This is a genomic window from Halomonas llamarensis (genome assembly GCF_023555005.1).
GTDB lineage: Bacteria > Pseudomonadota > Gammaproteobacteria > Pseudomonadales > Halomonadaceae > Vreelandella > Vreelandella llamarensis.
The window spans coordinates 72306-91608 of the sequence record NZ_JAMJPJ010000013.1 but is presented as its reverse complement, the minus strand read 5'-3'; the positions used below and the strand labels follow the sequence as shown (position 1 = coordinate 91608).

The following is a 19303-nucleotide window of genomic DNA, read 5'->3' as shown; positions in this document are numbered from 1 at the left end:
CGCTGGGCGACAGATCATGGGTGCGGCTGGCAACGTCAACGGAGAGGGTAAACGGCTCAGAGAGGGCTTCGCGGTGGGTAAACCGCACCACGGCGGTGTCATCGGCCCCGGGTAGGGTCAGGGTAAACTGCAGGCCCGTTTTATCCGCCATCGCTTCGCTCCTTGAATCGTTGTCGCTATTTGGATCGTTATCTGCTAAATGAGAATGGATTAGGATAGCGAGCGGGGGCCAAAGAGCAAGGCCTGAAGGGCAAGTGACAGAGATGTCTTACATACTTGTAAGAGATCTCTTACAAAATAGCGCTTAAAACTCATTAAAATGTGCGTAAACAGATGGGCGCGCACGGTATTGGCATGATTTACGGTCAGGAAAAGAATATCACCACCTACAACCTGGCCCGCATGAACATGTTGCTACATGGCTTGAAGGACACCGAGTTCAGTATTCACCACGGCGATACCTTGGAAAATGACTGGGATATTCTCAACGAGATGAACCCGGCCAAGAAACTGCAATGTGACGCGGTGGTGGCTAATCCGCCGTTTAGCTATCGCTGGGAACCCAACGAGATGCTGGGCGAAGACTTCCGCTTCAAAAGCCATGGCTTAGCCCCCAAGTCAGCGGCGGATTTTGCCTTTTTACTGCATGGTTTTCACTTCCTTGGTGATGAAGGCACTATGGCGATTATTTTGCCCCATGGTGTGCTATTCCGAGGTGGCGCAGAGTCGCGTATTCGCACCAAACTGCTCAAGGATGGCCACATTGATACCGTCATTGGTTTGCCGTCCAATCTGTTTTTCTCGACGGGCATCCCTGTCTGCATTTTGGTGCTGAAAAAGTGTAAAAAGCCGGATGATGTGCTGTTCATCAACGCTAGTGGCAAGGAGCACTTTGAAAAAGGTAAGCGACAAAATACCCTGCGCCCTGAAGACATCAACAAGATCATCGATACCTACCAGAATCGCCCGGAAAAAGTTGAGCGGTATGCTCGTCGCGTGGGGATGAAAGAGATCGAAAAAAATGATTACAACCTCAATATTTCACGCTATATCCGCACCGCTGAACCAGAGGAAGAAATCGATTTGGGCGAGGTGCATAAAACGCTGAAAGAGATTGATCAGCGAATTGCATCATCTACTGAAACGCATAACGCATTTCTAAGAGAGTTGGGGCTGCCAACGCTGTAATTTTTAAGCGTCTTCAACGTTCGCCGCTCACATTGTCAATCGGGCAGACGCTTGACGATGTGAGTACCGCACGTTAAAACAAATGTATGATAGATTGTTTAACAATAAATAACTGACGATTTTGTGAGCCTTGCCATGTCTGCCGATGTTACCCAACGCCCCCGTTTGGTGTTTGCCCACGCCAACGGCTTTCCCGGCCTCAGCTATAAAAGCCTGCTAGCGCCTTTAAGCGATCAATTTGATTTACACCCCCTCGACCGGCTTGGCCACCACCCGGACTACCCGGTGAATGCTAACTGGGCCAATCTGGTAGATGAAGTGGTGGCGGCGCTACCGGAAAACGAAGCGCCAGTATTGGGGGTTGGGCACTCGTTAGGTGGCACGCTAATGGCCATGGCGGCGGCGAAGCGGCCAGAGCGCTTTGCCGGTGTGGTCATGCTTGACCCGCCGCTCATGCTCGGCGTGGATGCCTGGGCGATGAAGGCGGCGAAGCGCTTTGGCTTTATTGACCGCATTACCCCTGCCGGTAAAACCCAAGGGCGGCGCACGGTATGGCCAGGCCGCGAGGCAATGGCGATGTACCTGCGCCGCCGAGGCCTGTTTCGCCTTTTTACACCAGAGGCCCTTAACGACTATATTGAGGCGGGTACGCGTGAGCTTGACGATGGCCGCGCTGAACTGACATTCGATCCAAGCATCGAAGTGGAAATTTTCCGTCATCTGCCGGATCACCTCACGCGGCTGCCGCAGCGTCTGCAGGTGCCGGTAACCGTGGTCGCGGGGGAAGATTCACATTTGCTCACGCCCGCGCGCATTCAACGCCTCAGGCGCCGGGGTTTGCAGGTGGAAAACGTGCCAGGCACGCACATGTTCCCCATGGAATTCCCCGATGAGACCCGTGCGGCCATACGCGCTGCCTGGCAGCAGATGACCCCATCTTAAGGAGGCACTATGTATCTCTCCGTACAGCTTAGCTATTATCCCCTCGCCGACGACTTCAAGCCGCCGGTAAAAGCCGTGGTCAACAAATTGGAGGCCTCAGGCCTTGAGGTACACGCCAACCGCATGAGCACTCAGGTGTTTGGTGAGTTTGATGCCGTGATGGCCGCTTTGTCCGATGTGATGAAGTGGTCTTTCGAGACGTATGGCAAGGCCGTGTTTGTGGCCAACTTTCTGGAGGGTGATCGGCGTCCACGCGGTGAATAACACGGCCAATAAAAAAGCGCCGCCTGGTTTCAGGCGACGCTTTTAAGATTAACTGACGTCTATCGGGTCAGTGCGATCTTTTAGGTTAGCTCGTCGAGGCAGGCTTCAACGATATCCAGCCCTTCGTTGAGCACGCTGTCTTCGATGGTGACTGGCATCAAAAAGCGGATGGTGTTGCCGTAGAGACCGCAGGACAGCAGGATCAGCCCTTTCTCGCGGGCCTTGCCGCAAAGCTTGGCGGCAAGTTCGGCATCCGGGGTATGGTCGTCTTTGATTAGCTCAAAGGCAGCCATCGCCCCCATGTTGCGGCCGTTATCCACGCAAGCGAACTTGTTTTCCCAGCCGCCGAAACGCTCGGCCAACTTATTACCCAGCGCTTGGCTTTTCTCGAGGATATTTTCTTCCTCGAAGACTTCCATGACCGCCAGTGCGGCGGCACAGGCGGTCGGGCTGCCGGTATAGGTGCCACCCAGGGAGTTAGCGCCGGACGCGTCCATGTGCTTGTCCGTGCCAACAACCGCAGAGATCGGCATGCCATCTGCCATACTCTTGGCCATGGTCATCAAATCCGGTTCTACGCCGCTGTGCTCGATGGCAAACATCTTGCCGGTACGGCCAAAGCCTGACTGAACTTCATCGATAATCATCAGGATGCCGTGTTCGTCACAGATCGCACGGATTTTTTCGAGGAAGCTCTTCGGTGCCGGATAGAAACCGCCTTCACCCAGAACCGGTTCCAGCACGATGGCAGCCGTGTTGTTAATGCCTGCATCGGTTTTCAGCGCCATGTGCAGGCCGCGCAGGGCTTCATCTTCACTGACACCGTGGTAATCCACCGGATAAGGTGCGCGAAAAACAGTGCCCGGCATCGGGCCAAAGTCGGTCTGGTAGGGCGCGACCTTGCCGTTCATGGCCATGGTGTAGAAGGTACGGCCATGGTAGCCGCCATCAAAACAGATGATATTAGAACGGCCAGTGGCAGCACGGGCGATCTTAATGGCGTTTTCCAGGGCTTCTGCCCCCGAGTTCGCCAGCATGACTTTCGCGTGGCCACGTACTGGTACAATCTGGCTGAGCTTTTCGGCAACGCGCACGTAGCCTTCATAAGGCATGACGGTCTGGCAGGTGTGCATGACCCTATCTAGCTGAGCTTTTACCGCGGCGACGACTTTAGGGTGGCGATGGCCAACGTTGAGTACGCCGATGCCGCCCGCAAAATCGACAAAGCGGTTGCCGTCGGCATCCCAAATTTCTGCGTTTTCGGCGCGGTCGGCATAGGCGGTTGCCGGGCTTGCTGCACCGGCTGCAACGTATTTTTTCTTCAGCTCGTTGAGTTCTGCGTTACTCATTGTGACTCCTTCAGTGGGTATTTTATGAGTGGGTGGTTTATGAGTGAGTGGCGTTGAGCGAATAACGCTCTGAGAATGACATGATGTAATCATAGCGTGCAAAACGCTATGTCACATCATCTGCGATGATCACTTTATTTCGCCCGGATTGCTTGGCCCGGTACATGGCCTTATCGACACGATCAAGCAGCCGTGTGGTTGAGGTTTTCATGTAGCTTGCCACACCGGCAGAAAGGGTAACGGTGAGCGCATGAGTGGTCATCGGCGTGGCGGCGGCCTGTTGGCGCAGGCGATCGGTGGCCAGGTAGGCAGAGGAAACTTCGACTTCTGGCATGATGATCAGAAATTCCTCACCGCCTAAACGCACGAGAAAATCCGTGGAGCGTATCTCTTTCGCAATGAGTTGCGTCATTTCTTTTAGCACGTCGTCGCCGATGCTGTGGCCGTAGGTGTCGTTGATATGCTTGAACGAGTCCAGGTCATACATCGCCACGCTTAGCTTGCTGCCATAGCGTTGGCAGCGTTTAAGTTCTTCCTCTAAGCGCATGAGCCCGGCGCGACGGTTGAAAATACCGGTGAGCTCGTCGTGGTGTGCTAAGTGATCCAGGCGTTCGTTGGCCTGCTTTAACTGTTCTTCCAGGTGCTTACGGCTGGTGATGTCGATCACGTAAGTGACTTTGCGCGGCGCGCCGTCATCCCCGTGGAGGCGCGCGGCTTCGGCGATAATCGTGCGTGCCTCACCGTTTTTACACCGCACCTCCAGCTCTTGGCGGAGCTCTTGGATTTCGTTGCCAGCAATAAACGCATCGTGCAGTTGGCTAAGCTTGGCACGATAGGCTTTAGGTACGACCACCGTGAAATGTTGCCCTAAAAGCTCCTCTTTTTCGTAGCCATAAAACTCGCAGTAGGCGGGGTTCACCATCTCAAACATCCCCGCTGCATTGGTGATGCAGATGCCAATGGGAGCGGCGTTAATCATGTTAGCCGCATCGCGCGACGATAGGGCGATCAGGTGTTCAAACGGGTCAGTAATCCGGCGCTCAGCCATGTGGTTCTCCTTTTATTATCTTCGTATATCGGCCACATAAGCCACGCGGTAAAGAAAGGGGGTAAAACGAAACGCCTGATGGGAGCAAAACGGAAAAAATATGATATGTCGTATGCGCTCCAGTGTAGTCTTTTTTGTGTTCCGGTTAATACATCTGCTGTAGAGAACCGAGTGTGTCATCGCCTGCTAGCCGAACACTAAGCGCAATAAGATCGCGGTGATCACGGCTAAGGTGAGGTACTTGATCCAAAGCGCCCCGCGCGGGCTCATGTTGACCTTCACCGCGAGCCAAGCACCGGTCATGCTGCCGAGCGCTAACAATAACCCATAGCTCCAGCGCACTTGGTCGAACCATAAAAACATCGCCAGTGCTGGCACGCTATACACCAAGACAATCAGCACTTTGAAGACGTTCACTTGGGCGAGATCGATCTTCAACATGCGATAGAGCACGACGATAAACAAAATCCCCACGCCAACCTGAATAAAACCGCCATAAAGGCCGATGCCAAACATGGCGAGATAAATCATCGGCGTAAGGCGCTCTGGTGTGAGTGGACGGGTATCCAGTTTGGGGTGGGGCAGTAGCATGGTGATGGCGGAGCCTGCCATCACGGTGATCAAAATCGCCTCGAACAACACGTCGCTGACGTGAAGTGCCAGCCAAGCGCCGAGAAGCGAACCCGCCACCGCGGGTAGCGCTAGTCGTAGGCTAAGCCCGATGTACGCCGCGCCCGCGCGAAAAAAATTACCCACGGCGGATACGCTTTGCAGCACGACCGTCACGCGGTTGGTGCCGTTGGCCTCTTGGGGCGGCAGGCCTAAAAACATCAATAGCGGCAGCGTCAGCATTGAGCCGCCGGCGGCGAGCACATTGATAAATCCGGCGACAACGCCGATGGCGATAAGCGTCGCGGCTTCCCAAACGGGCATGAGCGTGTCCCTTCGTGTTGGCGGTGAGTGGTAAAAACGCACGGCAAAAGCGTGCCCAGTATAGCCGCGTTAGCCGCACGTGGCGTTAGCTTAGATTAAGAGATTGGCATCTAACGCGAAAGGCGTGCTAGTTTCATAACACCGCGCGTTTAATCGGCGTAGCGGCAGAGATTCACCTCCTTTATAACCTTGAACAACTCCCTATTAAGGGCGGAGGAATGTTTATGCGAACGCTTCACTACGTGGCAGCGGCATCCATGCTAGCGGTTGCACTGCCTGCCTCGGCACAGCAGCTTTCCATTGCCACCGGCGGTACCGGCGGCACGTACTACCCTATTGGCGGCGGTTTTGCCGAGATGATCAATAACCATATCGAAGGTGCCCAAGCCACGGCAGAAGTGACCGGCGCCTCGGTGGAAAACATGGGTTTGATCATGCGCGGCGATGCCGATATGGCGCTGGCGCTGGCGGACACCGTTTACCAGGCGTATACCGGCACTGGTGATTTTGAAACACGTCAAATCGACGCCACCCGGGCGCTGGCATCCATGTACCCCAATGCCGTGCAGCTGGTCACCCTGGCTGAATCCGATATTCATTCGCTGGCCGATTTAAAAGGCAAACGCGTCTCGGTTGGGGCGCCGGGAAGCGGTACCGAACTCAATGCACGGGCGCTTTTGGAAGCTAACGGCGTCAGCTACGACGACTTCACCCCTCAGCGGTTTAACTTTAACGAAACCGCCGACGCGATTCGCGATGGCGATATCGATGCTGGGTTCTGGAGCGTTGGGCCGCCCACCAGTTCGATCATGAACTTGGCGACAACGCGCGATATTCGCTTGATTGAACTCTCCGATGAAGAGATTGCTAACGCGCGCGAAGAAGTCGCGGTATTTGCGCGTTACACGCTGGGCGAAAACCTCTACGAAGGCATGGACGAAGCCGTTACCACGATCGGCGTTCCCAACGTCCTCGTCGTTAACGCCGCCATGGATGAAGCACTTGCCTATCAGCTCACCGAGCTGTTGTTTGAAAATACCGACGAGTTAATCGCGGTGCATCCGGCTGCCAATGACACCACCGTGGCATTCACCATGGAGTCAACGCCGGTCCCGCTGCATCCAGGCGCGATCCGCTACTTTGAAGAAGCGGGTGTCGACGTGCCTGAGCGCCTACGCCCCTAAATGTCTCTCTTCCTGGTATCTGCACGACTCCCGGCCCTGGCGCCGGGAGTTTTGGCATGTTTGGCCGTCTTAGTATCGTTTGTTGCCAACCCCGTATGGGCGGATCGGCTACAAGTGACCCGTGCGCAAGGTGAGCGGCTTTGGCATACCGCCATGCCCAATGGTGCTCGCTGGTGCGTTGAGTGGGAGCACTCGGTGGAGCACTTCACCGTGCGCGACTGCTACCTTAACGCCGCTGGCAGCATGCAGCTGGAGCGCAGCCATCAGCCTGATTTTGCCGCAGGGCTCGGGCATACGCTGAGCCGTGGGAAGCAGGTCTCTGATGGCGAAGGTGGCTACTGGATCGAGGAAATCGATGAGCCTGTCCCAGGCAATCAGTATGCGCTGCGGGTGGGGGCGATGGCGGTTAACCATCGCTTGGTGTGGCAGCAAGACGGGGCGAGGCATGTATACAGCTTAAGCCGCCGTGCAGCCGGCGAACGAGTATGGATTCAACTGGTGAAAACGGATGAAAAACACTGAACAATCCACCGTCATCATGCCCGGTGGGAATATCAGACAGCCCCATGCGGTGCTTTGGTGTATTACCTTGGTGGCGGTGGGGCTGTCACTTTTTCAACTCTACTCCGCTGGCATTCAGCCGCTAGGCCTTTTTTATCAGCGCAGTATTCATTTAGCGCTCGTTATGATGCTGGCTTTTTTGATGTTTCCGGCGTTTGGGCCGACGCGCGGCCGAGGAGTGGCGGGCTGGGCGATTGATGCGATCTTTTTTACCGGTGCGTTGATTACCGGCGGCTATTTGGTGCTGTTTTTGGATGACATCATCAGCCGTGCCGGTTTTTGGAGCCAGACCGACATTGTTGTGGCATGCATTGCCACGGTCACCGTGCTGGAAGCTAGCCGCCGCGCGGTGGGCATGAGCATGACGATGATCGGCTTGATCGCGATTGCGTACGCCATGGCGGGGCCGCGCGGGGACTTAGCCTGGCTGGGGGAGTGGTTGCCCGGTATTTTGGGGCACCGAGGCTATAGCCTTGATCGCATTGCGGGGCAGCTCTATCTAGGGCAGGAGGGGATTTTTGGTCTGCCACTAGGGGTAGCGGCAACCTATATCTTCATCTTTGTGCTCTTCGGCGCTTTTCTGGAAAGCACCGGCGCGGGTAAGTTTTTTATCGATTTAGCCTACGCGGCGACCGGTCGTCAGCGCGGCGGCCCGGCAAAAGCGGCGGTATTGGCCTCAGCGGGGATGGGCTCGATTTCCGGCAGCGCGATTGCCAATGTGGTCACCACCGGCGCGTTTACCATCCCGCTGATGAAGCGACTGGGCTATAAGCCTAAGCAGGCTGGCGGTATCGAAGCCGCGTCTTCCACCGGTGGGCAGATCATGCCGCCGTTGATGGGCGCGGGTGCGTTTTTGATCGCCGAATACACCAACACGCCTTACTTGGATATCGTCAAAGTCAGTATCTTTCCGGCGGTGATGTACTTCACCACGGTGTATTTGTTTGTGCATATTATCGCGCTCAAGCAGGGCATGCAGGGCATGACCAAAAGTGAGTTGCCGCAGCTACGCGATGTGATGCGCGAAGGGTGGCACTTTTTACTCCCGCTCGCCGTGCTGGTGTGGTTGCTGGCGATGAGCATGTCGCCGATGCGCGTGGGGTACTATGCCGTGGTAACGATGGTGGTCGTTGCCGTATTGCGCTACGCGCTATGGTTTTTCTTTGTCGCGCCGCGCCAGGGGGAGCCGGTAACCGCTAATCGGATGGTCGACGTAAGCGCGCGTGGCCTACGCAAGCTGATCGAAGGGCTGGAATTGGGCGCACGTAATGCCGTCGCCGTCTCAATGGCGTGTGCCGTGGCGGGGATTATCGTCGGCGTGGTTGGGCTCACCGGGCTGGGCCTAAAGTTTTCTTCCATGATGCTCGCGTTTTCCGGCGGTAACATCGTGTTAGCCCTTATCTTGGTGCTATTGGCAAGCCTTGTGCTGGGCATGGGGCTTCCGGTGACAGCGAGCTATATCGTGCTGATTGTGCTGGTCGGCCCGGCTTTGACCCAAGAGTTTGGCATTCCGCTTTTGGTCGCGCATCTGGTGGTGTTTTGGTACTCCCAGGACTCTAATGTGACCCCGCCCGTGGCGTTGGCCGGGTTTGCTGGGGCGGCGATAGCCGGCAGTAAACCCATGGAAACCAGCTTCCAAGCGTGGAAATTCGCCAAAGGGCTCTATCTGATCCCGCTGTTTATGGTTTTCAACCCGGAAATCATCATGGGGGGGGCGGTCGGCCTGGTGCTCTGGAAAGGGGCGATTGCGGTTCTCGCGCTGGGCGCTTTCGCCGCCGCCCTTGAGGGCTATCTCTTTACCACCATGGGCTGGCTTTCACGCTTAGCGATCGGCGCGGCGATTATCGGCGTGTTTTACCCCGATGCCACGACCGAAATCGCCGGCGTGGCGGTGATGATTGCCGCTATCGTGGGCAATGGCGTGGCCGCGAAGCGGCAAGCTCGTACGGCCACGCCCGCCCATTAGAGCACGCTAGAAGATCGACTCGGCCGCGCCGGAGCCTTCTGAACCGCTGGCTTCTTCCAGCTCACGGCTTATCCGGCGCGCTTGAAAGTCGGGCAAGTGTTTGGCGTCGAATAACTCGCTGATGCCACCAGGTTGGTCGTCGTGCAAGCGGCGGCCAGTGTCGGGGTCGATGCGGGCGGTGACAATGCCGTCAGGGCGTTCAGGCCACACCTCAGGACTTCCTTCTAGCGCCTTACCCATGAAGTCGTTCCAGATGGGCAGGGCGGCCTGTGAACCGTACTCGGCGATGGTTTCGTTGCTGTCTTTGCCTACCCACACGGTGGCGACCAAATCGCTGTTAAAGCCAGCAAACCAGGCGTCGCGCTGATTGTTGGTGGTGCCGGTTTTGCCCACGATGTCCTCACGGTTAAGGCTGAGTGCGCCGCGACCCGTGCCGCTTTCGATCACATCGCGCAACATGTCGCGCAAGATATACACCGCTTCGGCGTCGGCGACACGGGGTGCAACGGGGTGCTCGCGTCCGTCAATCTCAACCGTCTTTTGCTGCTCGTCGCACTCGCGGCAGGCCACCGCGGGGGTTGCCTCAAAGATATTGTTCGCGCCTTCGCCACGTGTGACGCGGTCGATAAACCAAGGCGAGACTTTAAAACCGCCGTTTGCCAGCACGGCGTAGGCGTTGGTCATTTCCAGCGGGGTCAAACTGGCGCTACCCAGTGCGAGCGACAGCCCGCGTGGTAGCTGTTCAGACGCAAAGCCAAAGCCCTTAAGGTAGTCGATGGTGTAATCCAGCCCCATGCTACGCAGCACGCGGATAGTCACCAGGTTGCGCGAGCGGGCAAGCGCCGGGCGCAGCCGCGTTGGGCCTAGAAAATCACGGCTGGAGTTAACCGGACGCCATAACGTATCACTGCCGTCTTCTTGTACCACCGGCGCGTCATTGACGACGCTCGCCGCGTTCATTTCCCCATTCTCAAGGGCGGCGATATAGATGAACGGCTTAAAGATAGAGCCGGACTGGCGTAGTGCCTGCACAGCGCGGTTAAACTTGCTGGCGTTAAAATCAAAGCCGCCCTGTAGGGCCACAATCGCCCCGGTTTGCGGGTCTTGTACCACTAGCGAGCCTTCGGCACCGGGCCGCTGCGACAGCCTCAGTTCGCCTTCTTCGTTTTCCACTACGCGGACGAGATCGCCGCGCTGGGCGATCTGTTCAGCCGATGTGGGAGCCGCACCGCGACTGTACGGGCTTAGGTAAGGCTGTGCCCATTTCAATCCTTCCCACGGGATGGTGCGTATTGCATTGTCGTGGGTTAGCACTTGCATGTGGCGGCCACTGCTTTCGACCACAATGGCGGGCTTAAGCAGGCCGTAGCGAGGTGTGCGGCTTAATACTTGCACCCAGTTACTGACATCGCCGTCAAACCCTTCCACTTGGGTCTGGCTGCGCTTGGCGGCTTGGCGGGCCGTTTCGCGAATCTCTGGCGATTCGGCGAGTTCTTCTTCAAGCCCCTGGGTTTCGGTTTGCTCTTGTGCTTCAACAAGGCTTGCCGGAATGTCTTGCTGCTCTGGGCCGCGCCAGCCGTGGCGGCGGTCGTAAGCCAGCAAACCCTCGGCCAGCGCCAGACGCGCATAGGGCTGCAGTTCGCTATCAAGCGTGGTGTAAATGCGGTAGCCCCCGATGTAGGCACCGTCGCCATACTCTTCGATGGCATATTGGCGTGCCATTTCGGCGACATGCGCGGCGTCGACTTCAAGCTGGGTTTCGTGGCGCTGGGCGGTAATCGGTGCTTGCACGGCTTGTTGGTAAGCCGTCTCGTCGATAAGGCTAAGCCCGCGCATACGAAATAAAATCCAGTTGCGCCGGATCAGCGAGCGTTCAGAGTTAGCCAGCGGGTTAAAGGCAGAGGGCGCCTTGGGCAAACCGGCGATCATCGCGGTTTGGGCCAGCGTTAATTCAGCCAGCGGCTTGTCGTAGTAGGTCTCTGAAGCGGAGGCAATGCCGTATGCACGGTTGCCCAAGAAGATTTTATTGACGTATAGCTCGAAGATATCTTCTTTGCTGAGTACCTGCTCCATCTGCAGGGCGAGCAAAATTTCACGAATTTTGCGCGTAAAGGTCTGATCGAGGGTGAGCAGATAATTACGCGCGACTTGCATGGTAATCGTCGAGCCGCCCGACTGAATGGTGCCCCCGCTTTGGGCTAATTCTACCGCCGCGCGAATCAACCCACGCGGGTCGACGCCCACGTGGTCGAAGTAGCTTTGGTCCTCTGCCGCGATCAGTGCATCAATCATGGGTTGCGGAATGGCATCAAAGTCCACCGGAATCCGGCGTTCTTCACCGAACTCGCCAATCTGTTTGCCGTCGTGAGTGTAAATACGCAGCGGCGTTTGAAACTCAATATTTTCCAGCTGACGCACATCGGGTAAGCCCGGAGCAAAATAGATCCCGGCGCCAATGACGGCCAAGATCGTTGCTCCCACCAGGGCCATGAGAGTGGAAAACAGTGACAGAATAAGTGTGCTAAGAAACTTCATGAAAACAGGCTACCTGTGGGAAGCATAGAAAAAGCCCAAATGGCGACGATAGCGCGATACATAGATGCAACGCTAACAGGGTAAACGGCTGCCATTATAGGAAGCTCACGCGGCGACCACCAGTGTTGATATGCAGCAATGAGTCACGCGTGTGCGTTAGGTTAAAATCCTGTAACCTCGAATTACGCGTCATAATAGCCGGAGCCGAATACCATAATGCGCTTGCTTAAACCCCATAACGGCTTGATTGGCGTCGATATTACCTCGGCGACGGTTAAGCTCTTGGAACTCAAGCCAACGGCGGATAACTATCACGTCGAAAGCTATGCCGTGCGCCCGTTGCGTGAAGGTGCGGTAATCGAGCGCCGCATCCAAGATATTGATGATGTGGCAAGTGTGTTAAGTCGTGCCGTCGAACACGCCAAGCCTTCAACGCGCAAAGCGGCCGTGGCCGTTCCTGCGAGTGCCGCCATTACCAAAACGCTCAACTTTCCCGCGAATTTGAGCGAAGACGATATCGAGGAACGCATTGTCGCCGAATCAGACCGTCATATTCCTTTCCCGTTCAATGAAGTGGCTTTCGATTTCGAGTGCTTAGGGCCCTCGCCCTACGATGAAGAACAGCAGCAGGTGCTATTGGTGGCGTGCCGCCAACACGATGTCAGCCAGCTAACCGAAACGCTTGAGCGCGCTGGCCTTGAACCCGCCTTCGTCGATGTCGAAACCTTTGCCATGGAGCGCAGCTTCGAGGTGTTGAGGCGCCAGCTGAGCGTTGAGCTAGACCCGTCGACCTGTGTCGGGCTGGTTGATTTTGGCGCCAACATGAATGCGTTTCATGTTATGCGCGGCGGGCATATCGTCTATAGCCGCGATACGGTATTCGGCGGCCGGCAGTTAACCGATGCGATCCGCGAGCGTTATGATCTTTCCATGGAGGAAGCCGGGTTTGCCAAAAAACGCGGCGGCCTGCCAGAAGATTATCAAGACAACGTGCTTAATCCGTTTCTGGAGACCGTCGTTCAGCAGGTGGGCCGCTCGCTCCAGCTCTACTACACGGCGGGTCGCCACCACGAAGTGGAAGAAATTGTCTTAGGTGGGGGGTCGAGCGTTATTCCTGGCCTTGCCGAACGTATCGCGGAAGATAGCGGGATGCGGGTGACCATTGCCAATCCGTTTCAAAGTATGCAGGTGAATAAACGCTTAAACATCGAGGGACTGACTAACGACGCGCCTGCCATGCTCACGGCTTGTGGCTTAGCGATGAGGGCTGGCCAATGAGCGTGATGATTAACCTACTGCCTTGGCGCGAAGAGAAGCGTCAGCGGCAAACGCGCCGCTTCCATCTTTTGTTGGTAGCAATGCTGGTACTGGGGACGGCACTGGGTTTCTTGGTGACTTGGCTGTATCAGGCAGAGCTAGAGGCGCAGCGCGAGCGTAACCGTTACATCACCGAGCAATCTCGCCAGCTCGAAGCGGATATTCGCGAGGTGCGTGGTTATGAAGAGGATGCCACCGAACTCAGCGATCAGCTTGCGCTATTTCAAACATTGCAAAACGAACGCGTCAAAACGGTGCGTGTCTTCAACGAGATTGCCCAAAGCGTGGCCAGCGGCGTGATTTACCAGCGCCTATCTCGTCGTGGTGACACCTTGAGCGTGACGGCGGAAGCGGGTAGCGACCGCCAAGTTTCTGAACAGTTGCGTCGCATTGAACAGATGCCCGGGCTCGGGGTGCCGACATTTACCGACGTCGAAAGCGATAGTGACAGTGCTCGGCGGGTTTTTCGTTTCGAAGTGAATCAGCAACGCGTTACGCCCAAAGGCGATGAAACCGCCGATAACACCTCGGAAGACGGCATCCAGGAGGCGCGAAATGAAACTTAATCGCGACGGGTGGATAGACGAATGGCAGCGCTTGCGCGATGTGGATGTTCGAGCGTTGGATGTTAAAGAGGCGGGAAGTTGGCCACTGCTGCTTAAAGCGCTGTGCCTGCTGTTAGCGCTGTTGCTCTCGGTTGCGGTGATGTACTGGTTTGTGATTGGCGAGCGCCGCGATGCGCTGGTATCGGAAGCGCGTAAAGAACCCCGCCTGCTAGAAGAGTATCGCAGTAAAGCCGCTAAGGCCGCGCATCTGCCGAAGATGGAAGAGAGGCTAGAGGAGATTCATGCGCAAATGACGCGCCTGCGCGAGATGTTGCCGACAAGCATTGAGATTCCGTCGCTGCTCGATAGCATTAGCGATGCGGCAGTGAGCAATCAGCTTATCATTGAAAATATTCGGCTTCGCTCAACGGTCACCCAAACGCACTATGTGGAACACCCTTTTGATATTCAGGTGCAAGGGGAGTATCACCAAATTGCCCAGTTTGTGGCGGATATGGCGGCACTCTCACGGGTCGTGACCCAGCATGATTTCACCCTTGAGCCGGTAGAAGGGCAGGGCAATACGCTACGCCTTTCGATGCTGGCGCGTACGTATAGCGATTTAGCCCAGGTGGAAGAGGCGGAGGATGACGCATGACGTTGCGCCAAGTGATCTATAGCGCCCTAGGGTTAAGCGTGGTGTTCATGCTGGCGGGCTGTGCCGATGCCAATATGCAGCAATTAACGCAAGCGCTCCGCGATATCCGCGAAGAGCCAGGCGGTCAGCCACGCATTGATATGCCTGAGATGCCTGATTATGAGCCGCTACCGTATCGTCATAGTGACGCGCGCAGCCCATTTTTAGCGCCTGATGCGGTGGTCGATAGTACCTTCATGAAGCCTGGCGACAACAGTGAGTTGGCGCCCGATCAAACGCGTGCGCCGGAGCCGTTAGAGCGCTATGCGCTGCAAGAGCTTAGACTGGTCGGGACACTGCAAATGGGCCAGCGCCAGCGAGCGTTGATACGCACGCCGGAGAATGAAGTCATAAGCGTAAGCGTGGGTAATTATGTCGGGTCAAATTACGGGCGCATTAGCCGTATCACCGAGCAGCACATTAAGATTCATGAACGCGTCTTTACCCAGCGCGACGGTTGGCAAGTCCGCGATGTTACGCTAGCACTGGCCGATGGCGATAACGCTGACGGATAACATGGCCGCGGCCAAAAGAGTCAAGAGGGAGAGGGTATGGGCATAACCATGTTGCAAAAAGCGTTGAAAAAAACACCGCTTATAACCCGTCGATGTCTGGGGTTATGGGTCGTGGCGCTGTTGCCGTTACTGCCCGTTTGGGCGTCAGCGGCCGTGCTCACTGATATCCGCGTTGATGAAAGCGATGGCGAGCAGGTCAATATCGACTTGCAGTTTTTTGGCAGCGTGCCCGAGGTTAAAAGCTATCGCCTAGACGACCCGCCGCGTTTGGCTATTGATCTCCCAGGCACCAACAGTGGCTTGGCTAAGCGTCGGCTAGAGGTGGCGCGGGGCGGGGTCGAATATATCACCGCAGTTGAGGCGAGCGAGCGCATGCGGCTGGTGTTTAATTTCGCCGAGGTTTATGACTACACCACGCAGCCCAGTGAAGAAAGGCTGCGTATCGCGCTTACCCCAAGCTCAGGGCGTGCTCCCGATTCGCACCAGGCTCCGCTTGAGCCTGGTGCGCTTGCTACCGTTCAGGGGCCACAAATTGAGACTATCGATTTTCATCGCAGTGAAGAGGGGGCGGGTAAATTAGAGGTGAGCTTTGATCGCGACACGATCTCCCCGCGCGTTGAAGAGCGCGATGGTCGTGTGGTGATTAATTTACGCGACGTAGCAATACCCGACTCGCTGAATCAAATCTATGACGTGACGGATTTTGCCACGCCCATTACGCAGGTGGTGCCGCGTGCTAGTGCCCGTGGCACCGAGTTAACCCTCGAAACCCAAGGCGCTTACGCCATGGTTTCCTCCCAGAGTGGGCGAACGCTCACAGTAGAAGTACAGCCGGTACGCCAAGCGCCGCAAGAGGATCGCGGCACTGAGAAAGATACCTTCAGTGGTGAGCGCTTAAGCCTTAATTTTCAAGATATCGAAGTGCGCTCGGTGCTCTCAACGCTAGCGGAGTTTTCCGGTTTTAATATTGTCGCCAGCGATGGCGTGACAGGGCGTGTGACGCTGAACTTAAACGATGTGCCATGGGATCAGGCGCTGGCGCTAATCTTACAAAGTCAGGGGCTGTCCAGCCGCGAGCGAGGCAATGTGATTGTCGTCGCGCCGGCGTCCGAGCTTGCCGCGCTAGAACAGCAAGAACTCGAAGCGCGCCAGCAGCGCGAAACGCTATCGCCCTTGATCACCGAGTTTGTGGAAGTGAAATACGCCCGCGCCGAAGACTTAGCGCAGCTTTTGCGCGGCGAAGATGGCTTTGGCCTGCTCACTGATCGCGGCCGGGTCAGCATTGATCAGCGCACCAATACGCTGTTGGTGCAAGATACCCGCGAGCAGGTAGAACAGATAATGAGCACGCTAGATCGGCTGGATGTTGCTGTGCGTCAGGTGCAAATCGAAGCGCGCATCGTCATCGCTCGGGATACCACATCACGCGAACTTGGGATCAATTGGGGCGTGTCAGGGGCCGATAACGTGACGGGTGTTTTTGGCAATAACGATCAGTTGACCTTCAATGGCGCCTCGTCGGGCTCGCCGAATACAGGCGGTCTTGCCGTGGATTTAGGTTCTTCATCTGGGGCGCAAACCACCTTTGGTTTTGGCTATCTTTCCGGCGATATTCTGCTCGACCTTGAACTGCGCGCTTTAGAAAGCGAAGGCAAGAGTCAGACGATTTCGCAACCACGCATTATCACCGCGAATCAGCGTACCGCGATCATTAGTCAGGGTGAGGAACGCGCCTTTCAAAGCGTGAGTTCAGAAGGTAATCCAGAAACTGAGTTTAAAGAAGCACTGCTGGAATTAGAGGTAACCCCGCAAATCACCCCGGATGACCGTATTATCATGGAGCTGGTGATCCGCAATGATAGCTTCCGAGACTCCGAGTTTGGTGGTGAGCCGCCTATCGATACCAACACCATTGAAACCCAAGTGCTGGTGGATAACGGTCAAACCGTGGTACTCGGCGGTATTTTAACCACTGAAGAGCTACGCCAAATATCTAAGACGCCACTGCTGGGTGATTTGCCGTTAATTGGTAGACTGTTTCGGTACAATGAAGAGAGTAATGAAAAAGTAGAGTTACTGGTTTTCATTACGCCACGACTCCTTGATGACGGCCTGGCGGTTCGCTAATGCAAGATTTACCCAATCTTTTTCTGATCGGCCCTATGGGGGCAGGCAAAAGCACCATTGGCCGCCTATTAGCGGCCGAGCTATCGCGTGGGTTTGTTGATAGTGACCATGCCATCCAAGATCGTTGCGGGGCGGATATCCCCTGGATTTTTGACGTTGAAGGAGAGGTCGGCTTTCGTCAGCGCGAAATGCAGATGATCGATGAGCTGACGAAGCGCGACAACGTGGTGGTCGCCACCGGTGGCGGCGCGGTGCTGCGCGAAGAAAATCGCCGCGCATTGCGCGAGCGCGGCACGGTGATCTACTTAATGACCACGGTCGAGCAGCAGCTTAGGCGCACCGCCAAAGATCGTAACCGTCCGCTTTTACAGTGCGCCAATCGCGAACAAGTGCTCTATGACATGTTCGCCAAGCGTGACCCGCTCTATCGCGCTACCGCCGATATTACCGTGCGCACGGATCGCCGCAGTCCGCGCGCCGTGGTCAATGAAATTTTACGCCGTGTGCATCGCTTGGTAGACCCGCTGCAAACGGCCGGTGCGGCACACAAAACAGGGGCGGCGCAAAAATAAGGTATTCACATGACACATCCAGACGGCGTGCTACGCACGCTTAATGTCGCGCTCGGTGAGCGCAGCTATCCAATTCACATTGGCACGGGCTTGCTAGGTCGTTCGGAAACCATCGTGCCGTACCTAGCCGGTCAGCAGGTGATGGTGGTCACCAACGAAACGATTGAACCGTTGTACCTGGAAAAGCTCTGTGCCAGCTTGCCGGCTCATGCCGACGTGCGCACGCTGGTACTGCCCGATGGCGAGCCGTATAAATCCATTGAGCAGGTCGGGCGTATTTGGGATGCGCTGCTAGAGGCTGGCTTTAACCGCCGTTGCACGCTAATTGCCCTCGGTGGCGGCGTGATCGGCGATATGGTGGGGTTTGCCGCGGCGAGCTATCAGCGCGGTGTGGCGTTTATTCAGGTGCCCACCACGCTACTCTCCCAGGTGGATTCCTCCGTTGGCGGCAAAACCGGCGTGAATCACCCGCTGGGCAAAAATATGATTGGCGCATTTTGGCAGCCAAAAGCCGTGCTAGTGGATATCGACACGCTTAACACGCTGCCCGACCGTGAACTCTCGGCGGGGCTTGCCGAAGTGATTAAATACGGCTTTATCCGCGACGAGGCGTTTTTACGCTGGCTTGAAACGAACATGGCGCCGCTTCGTGAGCGTGGCCCTAAGGTACTGGCCGAGGCGATTGCGCGTAGCTGTCAGATTAAAGCCGATATCGTGGCTGAGGATGAGACCGAGCAGGGCGTGCGGGCGCTTTTAAATTTGGGCCATACCTTTGGCCATGCCATTGAAGCGCACCAGGGCTATGGTAATTGGCTGCACGGCGAAGCCGTGGGGGCGGGAATGGCGATGGCCGCGACGCTTTCGGAGGCGCTTGGCTTTATCGATGAGGCAGCGCTTGCTCGAACCCTGGCGGTGATCAAAAGCGCTGGGCTACCACTGGCGGCACCCGCTGGGATGAGCTCGGCGCACTTTTTGACGCATATGCGCCGTGACAAGAAAAATACCGATAGCCGCTTGCGTCTGGTACTGCTTAACGCGCTAGGTGATGCGTGTGTGAGCGACACCACGCCAACAGAGCGTTTGGCATCTTTACTGGATCGCTACCCCCGCCATTAAAAAACGCTGCCGACGTAACAACCGCACCCGCTTGTCTGAGCCGGTGCGGTTTTTTTGTGCTGATCACGCTCGATAGTCTGCTCTAAACAAGATAATCGGCATGCCTTATGCGCTATCGGCATGGGATTTTAGGCTAATCTATACTAAAGTCTATGGGGCTTCGTTAATCGTTGAATTATCGTTTTATTGCTTTACAAGTTGTTGAAGTTTATCGATTTTTTGTATTTTGGTATTCGCAAGGCACCGATTTTTCAAGGTTTTTAGGGCAATGGAAGGGGCGAGGCGATTGCGCTAAAAGGTAGGTGATGGCTATGCTGAGCGGCCATTTTCTCATCATAGCGAGCGCCAAAAGCGGCCATAAAAAGCCAGGTAAGAGGGCGGTAATTTATAGAAAACCGCAAAATTTACCATGGGTTCGCTGTAAATAAAATACGCTTATTAGAG

General features: G+C 56.0%; 17 protein-coding genes. 13 read left to right on the top strand and 4 right to left on the bottom strand.

Annotation, left to right across the window (positions count from 1 at the left end; all coding sequences use genetic code 11):
* Nucleotides 1-333: 333 nt before the first annotated feature.
* The 3 genes from M8006_RS09770 (at nt 334) to M8006_RS09760 (ending at nt 2394) form a co-directional block, all read left to right on the top strand.
* A complete protein-coding gene (locus M8006_RS09770) occupies nt 334-1188 on the top strand; it encodes an N-6 DNA methylase (RefSeq protein ID WP_250081661.1) in 855 nt (284 codons plus the stop codon).
* Nucleotides 1189-1323: 135 nt separating this feature from the next.
* On the top strand, nt 1324-2130 hold the full coding sequence (locus M8006_RS09765; protein WP_250081658.1) for an alpha/beta fold hydrolase: 807 nt from the start codon (nt 1324-1326) through the stop codon (nt 2128-2130).
* Nucleotides 2131-2139: 9 nt separating this feature from the next.
* On the top strand, nt 2140-2394 hold the full coding sequence (locus M8006_RS09760) for a YkoF family thiamine/hydroxymethylpyrimidine-binding protein (protein WP_250081656.1): 255 nt from the start codon (nt 2140-2142) through the stop codon (nt 2392-2394).
* 80 nt (nt 2395-2474) lie between these two features.
* Here the strand turns inward: M8006_RS09760 and gabT are convergent, their stop codons facing one another.
* The 3 genes from gabT to M8006_RS09745 all read right to left on the bottom strand — a co-directional run bounded on the left by gabT (nt 2475) and on the right by M8006_RS09745 (nt 5724).
* Nucleotides 2475-3743 (bottom strand): 4-aminobutyrate--2-oxoglutarate transaminase, encoded by a 1269-nt coding sequence (gene gabT, locus M8006_RS09755; protein WP_250081654.1) that lies wholly within the window; start codon nt 3741-3743, stop codon nt 2475-2477.
* 106 nt (nt 3744-3849) lie between these two features.
* Nucleotides 3850-4791 carry a sensor domain-containing diguanylate cyclase gene (locus M8006_RS09750; protein WP_250081653.1) on the bottom strand — a complete coding sequence of 314 codons (942 nt, stop codon included), beginning with the start codon at nt 4789-4791 and terminating at the stop codon, nt 3850-3852.
* Nucleotides 4792-4977: 186 nt separating this feature from the next.
* The gene (locus M8006_RS09745; RefSeq protein WP_250081652.1) at nt 4978-5724 is read right to left on the bottom strand and encodes a sulfite exporter TauE/SafE family protein; all 747 of its coding nucleotides are present in this window, start codon (nt 5722-5724) and stop codon (nt 4978-4980) included.
* 224 nt (nt 5725-5948) lie between these two features.
* On the opposite strand from M8006_RS09745, the gene M8006_RS09740 reads away from it, so the two are divergent.
* The 3 genes from M8006_RS09740 to M8006_RS09730 are packed head-to-tail and all read left to right on the top strand — an operon-like array spanning nt 5949 to nt 9435.
* Nucleotides 5949-6908, top strand: a complete 960-nt coding sequence (locus M8006_RS09740) for a TAXI family TRAP transporter solute-binding subunit (RefSeq protein WP_250081650.1) — start codon at nt 5949-5951, stop codon at nt 6906-6908.
* Between the two features lie 51 nt (nt 6909-6959).
* Nucleotides 6960-7430 carry a DUF1850 domain-containing protein gene (locus M8006_RS09735; RefSeq protein ID WP_430886820.1) on the top strand — a complete coding sequence of 157 codons (471 nt, stop codon included), beginning with the start codon at nt 6960-6962 and terminating at the stop codon, nt 7428-7430.
* Nucleotides 7417-9435, top strand: coding sequence for a TRAP transporter permease (locus tag M8006_RS09730; protein ID WP_250081647.1), 2019 nt, complete (start codon nt 7417-7419; stop codon nt 9433-9435). The genes M8006_RS09735 and M8006_RS09730 overlap by 14 nt, the downstream gene beginning before the upstream one ends.
* A 6-nt stretch (nt 9436-9441) precedes the next feature.
* Here the strand turns inward: M8006_RS09730 and M8006_RS09725 are convergent, their stop codons facing one another.
* Nucleotides 9442-11970 carry a penicillin-binding protein 1A gene (locus M8006_RS09725; RefSeq protein ID WP_250081646.1) on the bottom strand — a complete coding sequence of 843 codons (2529 nt, stop codon included), beginning with the start codon at nt 11968-11970 and terminating at the stop codon, nt 9442-9444.
* Between the two features lie 216 nt (nt 11971-12186).
* Here M8006_RS09725 and pilM point away from each other — a divergent pair, with 216 nt between their 5' ends.
* From pilM to aroB, 7 genes are read left to right on the top strand one after another with little or no spacing between them, the layout of a single operon-like run.
* Nucleotides 12187-13248 carry a type IV pilus assembly protein PilM gene (gene pilM / locus M8006_RS09720; RefSeq protein WP_250081644.1) on the top strand — a complete coding sequence of 354 codons (1062 nt, stop codon included), beginning with the start codon at nt 12187-12189 and terminating at the stop codon, nt 13246-13248.
* Nucleotides 13245-13853: a PilN domain-containing protein gene (locus tag M8006_RS09715; protein WP_250081643.1), complete on the top strand. Its 609-nt coding sequence runs from the start codon at nt 13245-13247 to the stop codon at nt 13851-13853. Before pilM ends, M8006_RS09715 begins: the two co-directional genes overlap by 4 nt.
* Nucleotides 13843-14490, top strand: coding sequence for a type IV pilus inner membrane component PilO (locus M8006_RS09710; RefSeq protein WP_250081641.1), 648 nt, complete (start codon nt 13843-13845; stop codon nt 14488-14490). Before M8006_RS09715 ends, M8006_RS09710 begins: the two co-directional genes overlap by 11 nt.
* Nucleotides 14487-15044, top strand: coding sequence for a pilus assembly protein PilP (locus tag M8006_RS09705; RefSeq protein ID WP_250081639.1), 558 nt, complete (start codon nt 14487-14489; stop codon nt 15042-15044). The genes M8006_RS09710 and M8006_RS09705 overlap by 4 nt, the downstream gene beginning before the upstream one ends.
* A 36-nt stretch (nt 15045-15080) precedes the next feature.
* Nucleotides 15081-17171: a type IV pilus secretin PilQ gene (locus tag M8006_RS09700; protein ID WP_250081637.1), complete on the top strand. Its 2091-nt coding sequence runs from the start codon at nt 15081-15083 to the stop codon at nt 17169-17171.
* Nucleotides 17171-17743: a shikimate kinase AroK gene (aroK, locus tag M8006_RS09695; protein ID WP_250081634.1), complete on the top strand. Its 573-nt coding sequence runs from the start codon at nt 17171-17173 to the stop codon at nt 17741-17743. The genes M8006_RS09700 and aroK overlap by 1 nt, the downstream gene beginning before the upstream one ends.
* 9 nt (nt 17744-17752) lie before the next feature.
* Nucleotides 17753-18859, top strand: coding sequence for a 3-dehydroquinate synthase (aroB, locus tag M8006_RS09690; protein ID WP_250081632.1), 1107 nt, complete (start codon nt 17753-17755; stop codon nt 18857-18859).
* Nucleotides 18860-19303 lie beyond the last annotated feature (444 nt).

Excerpts from the sequence above, each read along its gene's own strand:
- M8006_RS09765 (WP_250081658.1), top strand. The coding sequence starts at position 1,324 with ATGTCTGCCGATGTTACCCAACGCCCCCGTTTGGTGTTTGCCCACGCC.
- aroK (WP_250081634.1), top strand. The coding sequence starts at position 17,171 with ATGCAAGATTTACCCAATCTTTTTCTGATCGGCCCTATGGGGGCAGGC.
- M8006_RS09700 (WP_250081637.1), top strand. The coding sequence starts at position 15,081 with ATGGGCATAACCATGTTGCAAAAAGCGTTGAAAAAAACACCGCTTATA.
- M8006_RS09705 (WP_250081639.1), top strand. The coding sequence starts at position 14,487 with ATGACGTTGCGCCAAGTGATCTATAGCGCCCTAGGGTTAAGCGTGGTG.
- M8006_RS09760 (WP_250081656.1), top strand. The coding sequence starts at position 2,140 with ATGTATCTCTCCGTACAGCTTAGCTATTATCCCCTCGCCGACGACTTC.
- M8006_RS09715 (WP_250081643.1), top strand. The coding sequence starts at position 13,245 with ATGAGCGTGATGATTAACCTACTGCCTTGGCGCGAAGAGAAGCGTCAG.
- gabT (WP_250081654.1), bottom strand. The coding sequence starts at position 3,743 with ATGAGTAACGCAGAACTCAACGAGCTGAAGAAAAAATACGTTGCAGCC.
- M8006_RS09770 (WP_250081661.1), top strand. The coding sequence starts at position 334 with ATGGGCGCGCACGGTATTGGCATGATTTACGGTCAGGAAAAGAATATC.
- M8006_RS09745 (WP_250081652.1), bottom strand. The coding sequence starts at position 5,724 with ATGCCCGTTTGGGAAGCCGCGACGCTTATCGCCATCGGCGTTGTCGCC.
- M8006_RS09730 (WP_250081647.1), top strand. The coding sequence starts at position 7,417 with ATGAAAAACACTGAACAATCCACCGTCATCATGCCCGGTGGGAATATC.
- M8006_RS09740 (WP_250081650.1), top strand. The coding sequence starts at position 5,949 with ATGCGAACGCTTCACTACGTGGCAGCGGCATCCATGCTAGCGGTTGCA.
- pilM (WP_250081644.1), top strand. The coding sequence starts at position 12,187 with ATGCGCTTGCTTAAACCCCATAACGGCTTGATTGGCGTCGATATTACC.
- M8006_RS09710 (WP_250081641.1), top strand. The coding sequence starts at position 13,843 with ATGAAACTTAATCGCGACGGGTGGATAGACGAATGGCAGCGCTTGCGC.
- aroB (WP_250081632.1), top strand. The coding sequence starts at position 17,753 with ATGACACATCCAGACGGCGTGCTACGCACGCTTAATGTCGCGCTCGGT.
- M8006_RS09750 (WP_250081653.1), bottom strand. The coding sequence starts at position 4,791 with ATGGCTGAGCGCCGGATTACTGACCCGTTTGAACACCTGATCGCCCTA.
- M8006_RS09725 (WP_250081646.1), bottom strand. The coding sequence starts at position 11,970 with ATGAAGTTTCTTAGCACACTTATTCTGTCACTGTTTTCCACTCTCATG.